Origin of the sequence: Thalassospira profundimaris, assembly GCF_003326675.1 — a bacterium.
In the GTDB taxonomy this organism is placed as follows: Bacteria; Pseudomonadota; Alphaproteobacteria; order Rhodospirillales; family Thalassospiraceae; genus Thalassospira; species Thalassospira aquimaris.
Window position 1 is genome coordinate 73,866 of the sequence record NZ_JPWF01000005.1, and the last position, 15,179, is coordinate 89,044.

Annotated in this window: 13 protein-coding genes; 7 read left to right on the forward strand and 6 right to left on the reverse strand. The window is 54.9% G+C overall.

All coding sequences use genetic code 11. The annotated features are described in order from the left end of the window. Positions 1-49: 49 nt before the first annotated feature. From TH19_RS08665 to fsa, 3 genes are all read right to left on the reverse strand, one after another. Positions 50-1,000 carry a tyrosine recombinase XerC gene (locus tag TH19_RS08665; protein WP_114101950.1) on the reverse strand — a complete coding sequence of 317 codons (951 nt, stop codon included), beginning with the start codon at positions 998-1,000 and terminating at the stop codon, positions 50-52. Continuing rightward, positions 979-1,668: a DUF484 family protein gene (locus TH19_RS08670; protein ID WP_114101951.1), complete on the reverse strand. Its 690-nt coding sequence runs from the start codon at positions 1,666-1,668 to the stop codon at positions 979-981. Before TH19_RS08670 ends, TH19_RS08665 begins: the two co-directional genes overlap by 22 nt. Positions 1,669-1,794: 126 nt before the next feature. Further along, on the reverse strand, positions 1,795-2,451 hold the full coding sequence (fsa, locus tag TH19_RS08675) for a fructose-6-phosphate aldolase (RefSeq protein ID WP_114101952.1): 657 nt from the start codon (positions 2,449-2,451) through the stop codon (positions 1,795-1,797). 172 nt (positions 2,452-2,623) lie between these two features. On the opposite strand from fsa, the gene TH19_RS08680 reads away from it, so the two are divergent. Beyond that, entirely contained in the window at positions 2,624-4,855 is a 2,232-nt protein-coding gene (locus TH19_RS08680) for a primosomal protein N' (protein WP_114101953.1), read from the forward strand. 27 nt (positions 4,856-4,882) lie between these two features. Here TH19_RS08680 and TH19_RS08685 read toward each other — a convergent pair whose 3' ends face one another. Beyond that, positions 4,883-5,716: a substrate-binding periplasmic protein gene (locus tag TH19_RS08685; protein ID WP_114101954.1), complete on the reverse strand. Its 834-nt coding sequence runs from the start codon at positions 5,714-5,716 to the stop codon at positions 4,883-4,885. Between the two features lie 65 nt (positions 5,717-5,781). Here TH19_RS08685 and TH19_RS08690 point away from each other — a divergent pair, with 65 nt between their 5' ends. The 6 genes from TH19_RS08690 (at position 5,782) to atpC (ending at position 11,442) form a co-directional block, all read left to right on the forward strand. Next, positions 5,782-6,105, forward strand: coding sequence for a nucleotide pyrophosphohydrolase (locus TH19_RS08690; protein ID WP_258547877.1), 324 nt, complete (start codon positions 5,782-5,784; stop codon positions 6,103-6,105). A gap of 409 nt (positions 6,106-6,514) precedes the next feature. Next, entirely contained in the window at positions 6,515-7,072 is a 558-nt protein-coding gene (locus tag TH19_RS08695; protein ID WP_114101956.1) for a F0F1 ATP synthase subunit delta, read from the forward strand. Then, positions 7,072-8,604: a F0F1 ATP synthase subunit alpha gene (atpA, locus tag TH19_RS08700; RefSeq protein ID WP_114101957.1), complete on the forward strand. Its 1,533-nt coding sequence runs from the start codon at positions 7,072-7,074 to the stop codon at positions 8,602-8,604. Before TH19_RS08695 ends, atpA begins: the two co-directional genes overlap by 1 nt. A gap of 30 nt (positions 8,605-8,634) precedes the next feature. After that, complete coding sequence (locus TH19_RS08705) at positions 8,635-9,525, forward strand: F0F1 ATP synthase subunit gamma (RefSeq protein WP_114101958.1); 891 nt, start codon at positions 8,635-8,637, stop codon at positions 9,523-9,525. Between the two features lie 52 nt (positions 9,526-9,577). Continuing rightward, complete coding sequence (gene atpD, locus TH19_RS08710; protein WP_114101959.1) at positions 9,578-10,996, forward strand: F0F1 ATP synthase subunit beta; 1,419 nt, start codon at positions 9,578-9,580, stop codon at positions 10,994-10,996. Positions 10,997-11,037: 41 nt separating this feature from the next. Further along, the gene (atpC, locus tag TH19_RS08715; RefSeq protein WP_114101960.1) at positions 11,038-11,442 is read left to right on the forward strand and encodes an ATP synthase F1 subunit epsilon; all 405 of its coding nucleotides are present in this window, start codon (positions 11,038-11,040) and stop codon (positions 11,440-11,442) included. A 210-nt stretch (positions 11,443-11,652) separates the two neighbouring features. Here atpC and TH19_RS08720 read toward each other — a convergent pair whose 3' ends face one another. Further along, positions 11,653-14,244, reverse strand: a complete 2,592-nt coding sequence (locus TH19_RS08720; RefSeq protein ID WP_181846367.1) for an ABC transporter permease — start codon at positions 14,242-14,244, stop codon at positions 11,653-11,655. Between the two features lie 24 nt (positions 14,245-14,268). Further along, positions 14,269-14,715 (reverse strand): response regulator, encoded by a 447-nt coding sequence (locus tag TH19_RS08725; protein WP_114102170.1) that lies wholly within the window; start codon positions 14,713-14,715, stop codon positions 14,269-14,271. Between the last annotated feature and the right edge of the window lie 464 nt (positions 14,716-15,179).

Sequence of the window (15,179 nt, forward strand, 5' to 3'; positions counted from 1 at the left end):
TTTTCTTAAATAAGTGATCCGGGTGGCAAAGTATCCGGCACAACCGAATTTAGCGCCGTGCGCGCGGGTGGGTGCCGTTATAAACCGCCATCAATTGTTCGGTATCCACGGCGGTATAGCGCTGTGTCGTCGAAAGCGACGCATGACCCAGCAAATCCTGAATGGTGCGCAAATCCCCGCCACCGGCCAGAAGATGGGTGGCAAAGGAATGGCGCAGCGCGTGCGGGGTGGCCGTATCGGGCAGGTTCAAAAGTTCGCGAACCTTGCGCATTTCACGCTGAGCCACCTGTGCGATCAACCGTTTGCCACGTGCCCCGACAAAAAGCGGTTCATCACCATCCGGGGCAAAGGGGCAGGCGCGCACATAATCTTCGATGGCTTCGCGCACGATGGGTAAAACCGGCACAAGACGCTGTTTGTTGCCTTTGCCAGTGATGACCATCGAATCCCGTGTCGGGCGCTGATTGGCGTTCAAGTCCAGTGCTTCGGAAATGCGAAGCCCACAGCCATAAAGCAGGGTGAAAAGCGCGATATTGCGTTTTCCCAGCCACGGTTCATCCTGCCATGCATCGGCATTTTCAAGAACCGCCATCGCATCCGCAGGCGCCAAAGGCTTGGGCGTAGATTGCGGAAGACGCGGGTTGCGGATGGATTGTACCGCGGCATTTTGTCCGCGCCCGGACCGTTCAAGAAATCGGTAAAAATTCCGAAGGGATGAAAGTGCACGCGCAGTTGATGTCTTGGCTAAGCCATCCATGCTACGCCGGGCCAGCCAGCTTCGAAAATCCCGCGGGTTGAGGCGCAGCAAATCTTTAAGATCGGGAACATCGCCGAGATGCCCGGTCACAAACCCCAAAAAGGCATAAAGATCGGCCTGATAGTTTTCCGTGGTGTGATCTGATGCGCGCCGCTCGTTGGAAAGCCATCCCCGCCAGTCGGTGATGGCTTCGCGCAGGTCACTTGGAAGGGTAAGGGCAATCAGACCGTTTGGGTCAGCCATCTGCGCACACCAAATTCGATCACCGATGCCAGGAACATGATCAGGTCATTGGCCTGTGCCGGACTGAAATATCCGGGTTCCTTGACGCCAAAGGCAACAAGTCCGACCGGGTCGCCATAAAACGGTGCCAGACGGACAATCGCCGCAGACCGGATATCCTCGGCGCGCGGGCCAAAGATCGCCTCGTCCCCGGCATCATCAGGCAATAGCCAGACATCCTGTTCTTCGCCCAGAACCTGATCAACCGCACCGACCACGAGACGGCGCACCCGTCCGTCGCAACTGGGCACCGGGGCTTCGTCGCATTCTTCAAAGCACAGGGCAATCGCATCAAGATCAAGCAGTTCCGGCACCAGATCCTGAAGAGCTTCGACAAAGGTTTCAAAGCCGCGCGCATTGAGCAATGCCAGAACCGCACGATGGATGCGGCTTTGGGTTTCAAGGTTGGACTTGGAAATATTGATCAGTTCGCTGGTCGCGCCGCGCAACTTTTCGCGTTCATCGCGCAGGCGGGCGACGACATATTGTTGCATGTCGGCAACGCCATTGCCCAGTTCACGCACCGGAAGTTCAAGACTTTCAAGCAAGTCGGGGCGCGTCGTAAAGAAGTCTGGATTCTCGGCAAGGTAGTTGACGACATCGTCGGCGCGCAAAGCTGTCTTTTCCATCGGTTCCGGCTTGAAAAGTGAGAAATAATAAACCCGGCTGCCACAATGCGGGCAGCCGGGTTAAATGCATGTTAAAAACCGGCGCAAAGGGCGGTTTTATCGATCCGATTTGGCCAAAAGGCCGAATTAAAGGATCGACTGACCGGTTTTTTCCCAGTCAGCAAGGAAGGTCTCAAGACCTTTGTCGGTCAGCGGGTGTTTGGTGAGTTGGCCAAGAACCTGCGGCGGAATGGTTACAACATCTGCGCCAAGGCGTGCCGAGTCGACAACGTGCTGCGGACCGCGTGCCGAAGCAACGAGAACCTCGGTCGTCCAGTTCGGATAGTTGTTGTAAACTTCGACGATGTCAGCAATCAGCTGCATGCCATCAGACGAGATGTCATCAAGACGGCCAACGAACGGCGAAACATAGGTTGCGCCGGCTTTGGCAGCCAGGATTGCCTGACCAACCGAGAAGCAAAGGGTTACGTTGGTCTGGATGCCTTCGTCGGTGAAGGTGCGGCAAGCTTTGAGGCCATCAGCCGTCAGCGGAAGCTTGACGACGACATTGTCAGCAATTTTCGCCAGTTTGCGGCCTTCTGCGACCATGGTGTCGTAATCGGTCGCAGCAACTTCTGCGCTGACCGGTCCATCGACAACTTCACAAATTTCCTTGATCAGTTCGAGAAACGGTCGGCCTGTTTTTGCTACCAGCGACGGGTTGGTGGTGACACCGTCCACGAGGCCGGACATGGCGAGTTCGCGGATTGCGTCGATGTCAGCGGTATCGATGAAAAACTTCATTGGATTTCCTGTTTAGGACCTGTTGTTCAATGATGCGGTTAGCTGCTAGGGTCAGAGCCATCTTATGACGGGACCTAACCCTTGGCTGTGGGACCGTTTATGTCTTTGCCTGACGGCCCGGAACCCGCAAACAGGTTCGGCGCTTCAGGCAATCTCACGGGGTTTATAATATATGAGTGCCGCAAAGGCCACATCTGGAAATCTGTTTGCTGATGATCCGGCCTTTCAGGTAACCGCACAGACGATTTCTGTGTTGCCGCCGCTGCCTTTGGCGGGCCCGTATGATTATCTGGTGCCAGAAGGCATTTCTGTGGCGCCCGGTGATTTCGTCGAAATCCCGCTGGGGCGTCAAACCCAGCGTGGTGTTGTCTGGGGACCGGCCAAGGGCGATGTCGAGTCGTCCAAACTCCGCGAGATTTATGGTGTCCTGCCGACCGAGCCGATGGCCGATGTAACCCGCCGGTTCGTTGACTGGGTTTCGGCCTATACCATGGCCCCGCAAGGGGCGGTTTTGCGCATGGCCATGAGTGTGCCTGATGCGCTTGAAGCCCCGAAACCGATTTTCAGATTTACCGCAAATCCGGATTTTGACAGCGCGTCTTTGCGCATGACGCCGCCGCGCAAACGGGTTCTGGAGTTCCTTGGTTCCCATCCGCCGATGGAGCAGGGCGATATCCTGCGCGAAACCGGCGCCGGGGCCAGTGTGGTCAAGGGATTGGTTGAAGCCGGCGCCGTGCAACGGCTGATGGTAACCCCGCCATCCCCCTTTGATTTGCCCGATCTTGAAATTCCCCGTCCCGATCTTTCTGATGAACAGACCGAGGCCGCCGATGAGCTGTGCGCACGGGTCGAAAGCGGTGGTTTTTCTTGTACGCTTCTGGATGGCATCACCGGGTCGGGCAAGACCGAGGTGTATTTTGAACCCATCCGCGCCGCCCTTGCACAGGGCAAGCAGGTGGTGGTTCTGTTACCTGAAATTGCCCTGTCAGCCCAGTGGTTGCAGCGATTCCGGGACCGATTCGGGGTGATTCCGGCCCTTTGGCATTCCGAGGTCGGACAGGCGCGACGCCGCGATACATGGCGTGCGGTGGCAGATGGATCTGCACGCCTTGTCGTTGGCGCGCGCTCGGCGCTTTTCTTGCCCTATCATGATCTTGGTCTGATCGTTGTCGACGAAGAACATGAACATGCGTTCAAGCAGGAAGACGGCGTGATATATCATGCCCGCGATATGGCGGTAACACGGGCCCATCTTGGATCGATCCCGGTTGTCTTGGCATCGGCAACCCCGTCACTGGAAACTTTGGCCAATGTCGAAGCCGGCCGTTATCAGCGGGTGGAGCTTGGTAATCGTCACGGGGCGGCGGTTTTGCCAAGTGTCGAGATCATCGATATCCGTTCTGACAAACCCGAACGCAATCGCTGGATCACGCCGACCCTGAAAAAACGTCTGGCCGAAACATTTGCCAATGGCGAACAGGCGATGTTGTTCCTGAACCGGCGGGGGTATGCACCATTGACCCTGTGCCGAGCCTGCGGACATCGGTTCCAGTGTCCGAACTGCACGGCCTGGCTGGTAGAACACCGTGCCTGGGGCAAATTGCAATGTCATCACTGCGGCTATCAGGCCAAGGCCCCCGATGCCTGCCCTGAATGCGGGGCAGAGGGCAAGCTTGCCCCTTGCGGACCGGGTGTCGAGAGGTTGTTCGAAGAGGCGGTGGAAACTTTCCCCGATATCAAGGTCGAAGTCGCGACATCCGACAACATCATGGGACCAAAGGCGGCCGCCGATCTGGTCAGGCGCGTCCATAATCACGAAGTTGATCTTTTGATCGGCACCCAGATTCTTGCCAAGGGTTATCACTTCCCGATGCTGACCCTTGTCGGGGTTGTTGATGCCGATCTTGGTTTGGCGGGCGGGGATTTGCGGGCCGCCGAACGCAGTTATCAGTTGCTGACCCAAGTGGCTGGTCGTGCAGGTCGCGGGGACAGGCCGGGGACGGTCATTCTGCAAACCGCCGATCCGGCCAACCGGGTGATCAAGGCGATTGCCGCGGGGGATCGCGATGCCTTTAACGAGGTTGAATTGTCCCAGCGCATGACGCATGGCATGCCGCCACATGGCCGACTGGCTGCTCTTATTATAAGTGGTAAAAAAGAAAACGAAGTTGATGAAGCCGCCTGGCGGATCGGGCGGGCGGCACCACGTGGCGATGGATTGATGGTTTTGGGTCCGGCACCGGCACCGCTTTCGTTGCTGCGCGGGCGTTATCGCCGACGGTTTCTGATCCGTGCGGACAAGGCTGTTAAAATGCAGGCCCTGATCCATGACTGGCTGTCAAAGGTCAAGACGCCGGGCAGTGTCCGGGTGCAGGTCGATATCGACCCTTACAGCTTTATGTAACGTCTGATTGAAGCTTCTGGGCAGTCGTTATTGGGAATATTGCGACTGCCACCATTCCAGTCCGTCCGGGCCAAGGTAGCGTTCAAAGATATCGCGCAGCCGCCCGTCTGTGCGCATCTTTCGAATGATCCCGTCATATTCGCTCAGAAACCGTTCCTTGTCCGGATAGTCGGAAGCGCGGGCAAACGTATTGTAATAGGCGGCCCGGCGAAGCGGCGGATACAGAAAGGCGATTTTCGCCCGCTCGCCGGACTGAATAGTTTCAAAAACCGTGCTCAGATAATTGACCGGTACCGCGTCAAAGCGCTGTTGCAGCAACATTGGAATCAAAAGGTCATTGCGGGCAACGGTTTCGATATCAAGCCCGGATTCCCAGAAGGCCTTTGTATAGGAATATCCGGCTGCCGCCCCGATCCGCACATTGGATAAATCCGAGAAATCTGAAAACCGGATGTGATTGGCGTCTTCCTTGCGCACAGCAAACCGCCAATCAAGCAACAGGTGCGCTTCTTCGGGATATAGAAGATACTGGCTGCGCTCGTCATTCATCGACAGGGTCAGAATTATATCGGAATTGCCCTGTTCCGCGTTATGAAGCAGCCGGTTACCGGTGTCGACAAAACGGAACGTAAAATCTGTGATGCCCATTTCGTGAAGGACAGTGGTCATTATGTCGACATCAATGCCGCGTGCGGTATTGTTCGATGACCATTTCAAAGGTGGCTCGGTCAGGCATTCGATGATCAATGTTCGGGCGGCTGCGGGACGAATGGTAAACAGGGCAACACACAGCACAAGGCAAACAAGGACCATTTTAACGATGGCGTTTGTTTGTGGCGCTGTGTCGGTCAGTCTTCTCATCCCTGCCGTCCGGTTACGAGGCATCGCTTAAGGCCGTACATTATTATTATAGCGAGAAAATTGTCGTGAAAAAGAATTGTAAAAACAATACCGCCAGGATCGAAACCCAACAAGCTATGTGTGACTGGGCAGAACAAACCTTTGGCCCGGTCAGCGATCCCAAGGCTCTTTGGGATCGGGCCATGCTTGAAATGGCCGAGCTGGGCGAGGCGGTTGCAGATCGTGACATCTCCGAGATCGGCAAGGAAGCATCCGACGTTTTGATCCTTCTCTATCGGCTGGTTGACCAGTTCGGTCTGCATCTCGATGCAGAGCTTGATGCCAAAATGGCGATCAACCGTGCACGCAAATGGTCATCCAAGGGCGATGGCACGGGGTCACATATATAAAGACTGATGTGCCGGTTCTGAGGTGGGAAAACCTGATCTGGTGTGAACTCGGTTACACTTTCGCGGATGTTTTACCTGTTTCAGGTTGGTCTTATGAAAAGAATGCTCATTCAAATCGGGGGATTCGTCGCGAAAATAGTGTGACAGGACGCCCAAAGTGCCGGGCGGTTGTGGATCACGCCTTATAAAATAGTCGTACAACCCCTCTAAATACGGGTGTTTTCGCGGTGTTTTGGCCCTTCTTTGCCAAAGAATGAAAAAGAGCAGCCAAATGCGCTTGCGCGGGGGTTGCCCATGCCATGGACATGTGATACCAAACGCTCGCTTCCCGGAAGGAGACCCTTTCGGGAGACCATTTTTTTATACGTATCCGAGTCGTTCTCATAACCAGAATTGAGGGCTTTCACCGGTGTCCCAAAATACTGCCGCGACCGGGCTCCAAGGGCGCTATGCCACAGCACTTTTTGATTTGGCCAAATCGGCCAAGCAGCTCGATGCTGTCAAAAGCGATCTTGAATTGCTCGACCAGGCCATCGCAAACAGCGATGACCTCCGGAATGTACTCCGCAGTCCCGTGATTTCCCGGGACGTGCAGGCCAAGGCGATGGCGGCTCTTCTGGACAAGCTTGGCGTTTCCGAGTTGACCAAGAAGACCGTTGGACTTCTGTCCCAGAAGCGTCGTCTGTTTGCCCTGCCGGGTGTTATCGATTCCTACCTTTCCATGCTCTCAGCTCATAATGGCGAAGTAACCGCACAGGTCACCTCGGCGTCCGAGCTGAAACAAGAGCAAATCGAAGCCGTTACCGGCGCTCTCAAAGAAGTTGTTGGCGCCACTGTCAAAGTGGACCTTAAAGTTGATCCGGCGGTTCTTGGCGGTCTTGTCGTCAAGGTCGGTTCCCGGGTTTTTGATGCCTCGCTTCGCACTAAACTTCAGAAGCTCGAGCTCGCTATGAAAGGGGTTGCGTGATGGAAATCCGCGCCGCGGAAATCTCCGCTATTCTTAAGGATCAGATTGCCAATTTTGGCGCTGAAGCCGAAGTTGCCGAAGTCGGTCAGGTTCTGTCCGTCGGTGATGGTATTGCCCGTGTTTACGGTCTGGACAATGTTCAGGCTGGTGAACTCGTTGACTTCCCGGGTGGCATTAAGGGCATGGCCCTTAACCTCGAAGAAGACAACGTTGGTGTCGTTATCTTCGGTTCTGACCGTTCGATCAAAGAAGGTGACCAGGTTAAACGTACTGGCGCCATCGTTGACGTTCCGGTTGGTAAAGAACTTCTCGGTCGCGTTGTAGACGCACTGGGTAACCCGATCGACGGCAAAGGCGATCTTGGTACCTCCGAACGTCGCCTTGCCGACGTCAAGGCACCGGGCATCATCCCGCGTAAGTCGGTTCACGAGCCGGTACAGACCGGTATCAAGTCGATTGACTCCCTGATCCCGATTGGCCGTGGCCAGCGCGAGCTGATCATTGGTGACCGTCAGACCGGTAAAACCGCCATCATCGTTGACACCATTCTGAACCAGAAGCCGGTGAACGATGCAGCGAAAACCGACAGCGACAAGATGTTCTCCATCTATGTTGCAGTTGGTCAGAAACGTTCGACCGTTGCACAGGTTGTTAAGGTTCTCGAAGAGCGCGGCGCGATGGAAAACACCATCGTTGTTGCAGCTACCGCGTCCGACCCGGCGCCGATGCAGTTCCTTGCACCGTTCGTTGCTTGCGCAATGGGCGAGTACTTCCGTGACAACGGCATGCACGCAACCATCTTCTATGATGATCTGTCCAAACAGGCAGTTGCATATCGTCAGATGTCCCTTCTGCTTCGCCGTCCGCCGGGACGTGAAGCATTCCCGGGTGACGTCTTCTATCTGCACTCCCGTCTGCTGGAACGTGCTGCGAAGATGAATGACGAAAACGGCGCTGGCTCGCTGACCGCTCTGCCGGTTATCGAAACCCAGGGTAACGACGTTTCCGCGTTTATTCCGACCAACGTGATCTCGATCACCGACGGTCAGATCTTCCTTGAAACCGACCTGTTCTACAAAGGCGTACGCCCGGCTGTGAACGTTGGTCTGTCGGTTTCCCGTGTTGGTTCGTCCGCACAGATCAAAGCGATGAAGCAGGTTGCTGGCTCAATCAAGCTGGAACTCGCTCAGTATCGTGAGATGGAAGCATTCGCACAGTTCGCATCGGATCTTGATCCGGCGACCCAGAAACTTCTGGCACGTGGCGCACGTCTGACCGAGCTGCTCAAGCAGCCGCAGTACTCGCCGCTTAAAGTCGAAGAGCAGGTCGTTGTGATCTATGCTGGTGTTAAAGGTTACCTCGACGGTATTCCGGTGAACAAAGTTCGCGCATTCGAAGACCAGTTCCTGTCGGAAATCCGTTCCGCTGGTGCTGACATCCTCGACGCGATCCGCACCGAGAAGGTTCTGTCGGCTGACAGCGAAACCAAGCTTAAAGCGTTCCTCGACAAGTTCGCGAAAACCTTCGCGTAAGACTGAAACTTAGGCGAAGGAGGAAACGCAATGGCTAGTTTGAAGGATCTGCGCTCGCGCATTGCCAGCGTCAAATCGACGAGGAAGATTACCTCGGCGATGAAGATGGTGGCAGCCTCCAAGCTCCGTCGTGCACAGGATGCAGCCGAAGCAGCCCGTCCCTATGCTGAACGCATGGGGACAATGCTGGGTCGTCTTGCAACCGCCGTCGGTAGCAATGAAGGCGCTCCAAAGCTTCTGGCCGGTACGGGTAAAGACAATGTGCATCTGCTCGTTGTCTTCACCGCTGACCGTGGCCTTTGCGGTGGTTTCAACGCATCGATCGTCAAAGCGACCCGTCTGAAAGCCAAGGCACTTGCTGCCGAAGGCAAGACTGTGAAGCTGATCTGTGTTGGCCGCAAAGGCGCAGATGCGCTCAAGCGTGAATTTGGTGACAATATTGTCGCCCGGTATACCGGCATCGAAGGCAAGAAGGGCATTGATTTCTCTTCTGCTTCCGAAGTTGGCGATAAAGTTCTGGCGCTGTATGACGAAGGCGAATTCGACGTCTGCACGATCTTCTACAACAAGTTCGTGTCCGCGATTTCGCAGGTGGCAACAGCACAACAGCTGATCCCGTTCGTGGGTGAAGAAGCTGCTGAGCAGGAAGAAGCTGCTGGTACTTCTGCGGTTTACGATTACGAACCGTCCGAAGAAGCCATCTTGGCTGATTTGCTGCCGCGTAACGTTGGCGTCCAGATCTTCGGTGCAATGCTTGAAAGCAGCGCATCCGAGCACGGTGCGCGTATGTCCGCGATGGATAACGCAACCCGCAATGCCGGCGACATGATCGACCGACTGAGCATCCAGTACAACCGCTCACGTCAGGCTCAGATCACCAATGAACTGATTGAAATCATTTCCGGCGCCGAGGCTTTGTAAGCGGGTCGCAGGAAGTTAACGGATAGTTTTGTCCGAGCAGGAGACAATACCTATGGCGAACAAGAAGGCGGGGAAAATTTCCCAGGTAATGGGCGCCGTCGTCGACGTTAAATTCGACGGCGATCTGCCTCCCATTCTGAACGCGCTGCATGTTGACAACAACGGTCAGCGTCTGGTTCTCGAAGTTGCACAGCACCTTGGTGAAAATGCGGTTCGTACGATCGCAATGGACACCACCGAAGGTCTGCAGCGTGGTCAGGAAGTCGTCGACACCGGCGACGCGATCTCGGTTCCGGTTGGTCCGGAAACCCTTGGTCGTATTCTGAACGTTATCGGTGAGCCGGTTGACGAACGTGGTCCGGTTAAAGCAACCAAGACCGCTCCGATTCACCGTGAAGCACCTGACTTCATCGATCAGGCAACCGACACCGAAATTCTGGTTACCGGCATTAAGGTCATCGACCTTATCGCTCCGTACACCAAAGGTGGTAAAATCGGTCTGTTCGGTGGTGCAGGTGTTGGTAAAACCGTTCTGATCATGGAACTGATCAACAACGTTGCCAAAGGCCACGGCGGTTACTCTGTTTTCGCAGGTGTTGGTGAACGTACCCGTGAAGGTAACGACCTCTATCACGAGATGATGGAATCGGGCGTTATCAATCCGGAAGGCGAATCCAAAGCCGCACTGGTTTATGGCCAGATGAACGAACCCCCGGGAGCACGTGCACGTGTTGCTCTGACCGGTCTGACCCTTGCGGAATACTTCCGTGATGAAGAAGGCCAGGACGTTCTGTTCTTCGTCGATAACATCTTCCGCTTTACCCAGGCTGGTTCGGAAGTGTCGGCACTTCTCGGTCGTATCCCGTCTGCTGTGGGTTATCAGCCGACGCTGGCAACCGACATGGGTGCGCTGCAGGAACGTATTACCTCGACCAAAAAAGGTTCCATTACCTCGGTTCAGGCAATTTATGTTCCGGCCGATGACTTGACTGACCCGGCACCGGCAACCTCGTTTGCTCACCTTGATGCAACCACCACGCTGAACCGTCAGATCGCCGAACTCGGCATCTATCCGGCAGTTGACCCGCTCGATTCCACCTCGCGTGCACTCGATCCGGGCGTGATTGGCAAGGAACACTACGAGACCGCTCGTGAAGTTCAGCGTATTCTGCAGACCTACAAAGGTCTTCAGGACATCATCGCCATCCTCGGCATGGACGAGCTTTCGGAAGACGACAAACTGGTTGTGGCACGTGCCCGTAAGATCCAGCGTTTCCTTTCGCAGCCGTTCCACGTTGCAGAAGTCTTTACCGGTACTCCGGGCGTATTCGTTCAGCTCGAAGACACCATCAAGGCTTTCAAAGCGATCTGCGCTGGTGAATACGACCACATGCCGGAACAGGCATTCTACATGGTCGGCACCATCGAAGAAGCCATCGAAAAAGCCAAGAAGATGGCCGAAGCTGCCTAAGGCAGTTTCGGTCCCCCTCCGGCTAAGGAGCGAGGATTGTCATGACTGATACGACTGTACTGGAACTTGTTTCGCCGTCTGCCCTGCTCAAATCAGAGCCGGTCGAGATGGTCGTTGTTCCGGGCACGGACGGGAATTTTGGCGTGCTGCCGAAGCATTCGCCGATGATCTCGACCATTCGTCCGGGTGTCATCGACATCTATGCAGGTGGTAAGGTTTCCGAACGTATCTTCGTCGCCGGTGGTGTTGCAGAGGTTAATCCCGAGCGTTGCACCATTCTGGCAGAAGAAGCGGTACCGGTTGCCGATCTGAAAGCTGACGAAGCACAGGCACGTCTTGAGCAGGCAACTGCCGACCTCAAGGCAGCCAGCACTGCCCACGACAAGGCAAATGCCGAGCGCGCGCTTGACATTGCCCGTGCACAGATTGCTGCCCTGACCAACTGATCGTCAGTTGAAAATGATTAAAAAGGCCGCTCATCCGGGCGGCCTTTTTTGTTTCGCTGCGAATAAGCCAAGCAAATGAATTCTACGTTGCGTGGTTAAGATCGTCGCACTCGGGGCTTGTTGTCATCCAAGCTGTCGGCGCAAGTTTCTGCTATGGCGGGCATAGCCAAAGCGCGCCCTAGCACATAAGAATGTGACCTCAATCGAGCTCTAGCCGCGCCAGCCCGGCTGTGATCGCAGCGAAGATGCCTGCAACATCCAGCCGCCACCAAAACCGATCATGCATATTACCGCAAAACTGCCCAGTCCGACCGGACCGATCAGAGCGGCAAGTTCACCTGCCTTAACCGACCCGATCGAAAACGCAGCAATCAGGGCGATAAACGTACCGGCAACCATCCCGCATATTCCGCTGCCCGCCACGACGATGCCGGTTTCAAGTGCCCCTGTTCGGGCGATTTGGTTTGGTTGAATACCAAGCGCACGGAGCATGGCAAGATCACCTGTGGCCCGTCCTCGCAACGCAATCAGTCCCGTCAAAATCACCAAAACGGCCCCGACGGTCGCCAACACGGTCACGATCACCAGTGCCATCAAAACCTGATCGAACAGTGCAGACAATCGATCAAGGACATCAGGCACCTTGATCATGGGGGTGCCCGGAAACAGGGTTTGCAATCTTTCAGCAACCGGGTCTGCCGCATGTGGAGACTGCACAAGTCTGACCGCACTGATCACGCCATGATCAAATGGCGGGTCCATGGGGGAAAGGATCATCGGGAAATCAAGGTCAAGCTGCGTCCAGTCAATCTGGCGCAGGTTGGCAATTGTGACTTGGACTTGCTGGCCGAGAATATTGACCGTGATGTGATCCCCGACGCCGATCCCAAGTGCATTGGCAATTTCGACATCAAGAGATGCCAGTTGTTCATTGATACTGTCCGACGCCCACCATTGCCCGGTGACAAGCGGGTTATGTTGCATCGCGCCGGTTGGCTCGGCAGCCCATGAAAGTCCACGATCCCCCCGGATAAACCAGTCAAAGCGCCGCGGAATATCGGCAAGATGGGTTGGAATGTCATTAATCCGGGTAACCCGCCCATGGAGAAACGGCATCTGGTTGATGGACTGGACTGCCGGGTCTGCAAGGGCCGCTGCCCGGAACGCATTACTTTGATCGGGCGGCAGGTCAAAGAAGACAAGGTCGGGTGCTGTCGCGGGCAACACAGATTTCAAATGGTGACCTGCAATGGTTCCGAACAGGATCACCGCAAACAGGCAACTGACAGCCAGTCCGAATGAGGCAGTAATTGTAACCGTGGGAGAACTTTTTCGTGCAATGTTGCGAAGGGCAAGGCGGGTCGCAGGCGCTGCTTTGTACCTCGTAGCAAGGATATCGGCTGCTTTGCGGATCAGAAGGCCCAAGCCGGTAAAGCCCGCAACGCAAAAACCGAGTATGACGATCAGGACAAGGGCAAACCAGCCAAGATCAATCATCCTGACAGCGAAGCCCGTTGCGGCGATGCAAAGAAAAACCGGCAACAGATATCGGCGCCAGGTGCGGGCGTTTGGTGGTGATTGTTCAAGACCGGTTTTGGTCGCCTGATGACGGAACAGGGTTGCCGGGCTGGTCGCGCACGCTTCGCGAACCGGATGAATTGCGATCAGGGAAACGAAACAGGCAACAAACCCTGTGATCAACATGCGGTCGGTCAGCGACGGGGCAATGTCGATGCCAAGCTGTACGGTCAGCGTTGGAGAAACTGCATGCAGGATGACAAGGGCAAGGGCCGATGACGTGATCATTGCAGCCAAGGTAATCAGCGTGATCTGGCAGGCAATGGCAAAGCGCAACTGGGCTGGGCGGGTGCCGATGCTGCGCAATATGGCAAATTGTTGCTGTCGGGCGGTAAGGTCCGCACGCAATGCATTACTGATCGCGGTCATTGTGATGGCGAAAATCGCAATGCCAGTCAGACTGACAAAGGCCGATGCAAATTCACCAATGCGTTCAATGCCGGGAATGCCATCAGCGGCATTGACGATGCGCCAGCCACTATCAGGAAATTTCTGTTCGATCTTTGCGATGATCTGGTCGTTGGAAAATGGCGCATCATTTGGACGTTTTAGCCGACTATACCAGTAAATCTGCTTGCCCGATGAGGACAGAAGATTTGCCTGATAAGGGGCAAGGCCAACCAAAACACGCGGGCCAAGCGAAAACAGGCGAAACTTGCGTTCGGGTTCCGCCAAAAGGACCGCCCGGATCTGATAGGGCTGGTTGCCGATGGTGGTTTCGTCGCCAAGCGTCAGGCCGCTTTGATCCAGAAGTGTTTGGTCGACGACTGCACCGGGCATGCCGTCCTGAACGGCAAGAGCATCTTGAATTGCGATGCCGTCTGTTAGGGAAAGATCGCCAAATAACGGATAGTTCCGGTCAATTGCCTTTAACTCCGACAAAATTCCGGCGTCTTCGGAATTTGATCGGACCATGATCCGTTGTTCTGCACTGACGCTTAGTGTGCCGAACGTCTTCAGGAAATCGAGTTCAGGTGCAGAAGGCGGTCGATGAAAAAGGCGCAGGGATATATCCCCGCCAATCGTCTGTTCGGCAGATTGACGAAGGGCATCGCGCACTGAATGGGTAAGGCTCACCGTCAGGGTCAGGGTGGTGATGGCAAAAACAAGCGTGGCAAACAGCGCCCAGATCGGAATGCCGGGTTTGCGAAGCAAGCGCAGTGCAAAGGACAGGCCCGCAACATAATGCCGCATTCCGGATTGTGATGTTGTCAGGCCGGACATGCGCATCTCGTATCGGAAGGTGGGTTACGGTGTCGGGGTTAAAGCCAGCCCCAGCCAGAAAGATTCGATCATTTTCATCAGATCGATGAATTCTGTCACATCAACAGGTTTGCGCAAATAACAGTTTGCGCCGGCCGCATAGCAAAGATCAACATCGTGATCGGCACCCGATGTCGTCAGGACTATTACCGGGATGGATGCAGAATTGGGATCATTGCGAATATCGCGCAGCATCTCGCGCCCGTCTTTGCGCGGCATATTCAGATCAAGCAGGATCAAGCGCGGACGCGGTGCATTGCGGTATGGGCCATCCTGCTGGAGGAACTGCAAGGCCGTCATCGCATCCTTGACGTGATGAAGTTCGACTGGACGTTTGAATTCGCGCAGAGCTTCACGAACAAGACGTGCATCACCCGGGTTGTCTTCGATCAACAACAGATTGTTTGTTATGCCATTACCGTGAGCAGACATTGCACCCATTATCCATTCAGGTGGGTATTTATACTATACCCCCTCCCTGTTTTCCTGCTTTGTTAAACTCTTTGAATTATAAGAATAAAAAGTTCAATGGTCCCCCAACCATCCAAAGCGCACCCCCATATAGACGAATAGCAAGTTTCTAAATTAGCTACCCTTAAGACTGGTTCTCATACTTTGACACGAAAATCAATCCAATAAGGGTCTGTTAAAGTAGAAATTATTATCCTTACGTATGGAATATAATGCCACTTTGGGGCAGGAAAAAGGGGAAGATGGTTAAATTTTGTGGCTTTATATTTTGGAAGAAACAGCCACTGGTCTTGTGTCCCTAAACCCCGAGAAAGCCGCGGAATGCAAGGGATGCAGGCGCACAGCTATATTGCCGCCTGCATCGCCGCAGCCAACCTGATCTGGGAATTCGGATCGGGTGTTTAAAGGGGCTAAAAAGCGAAATC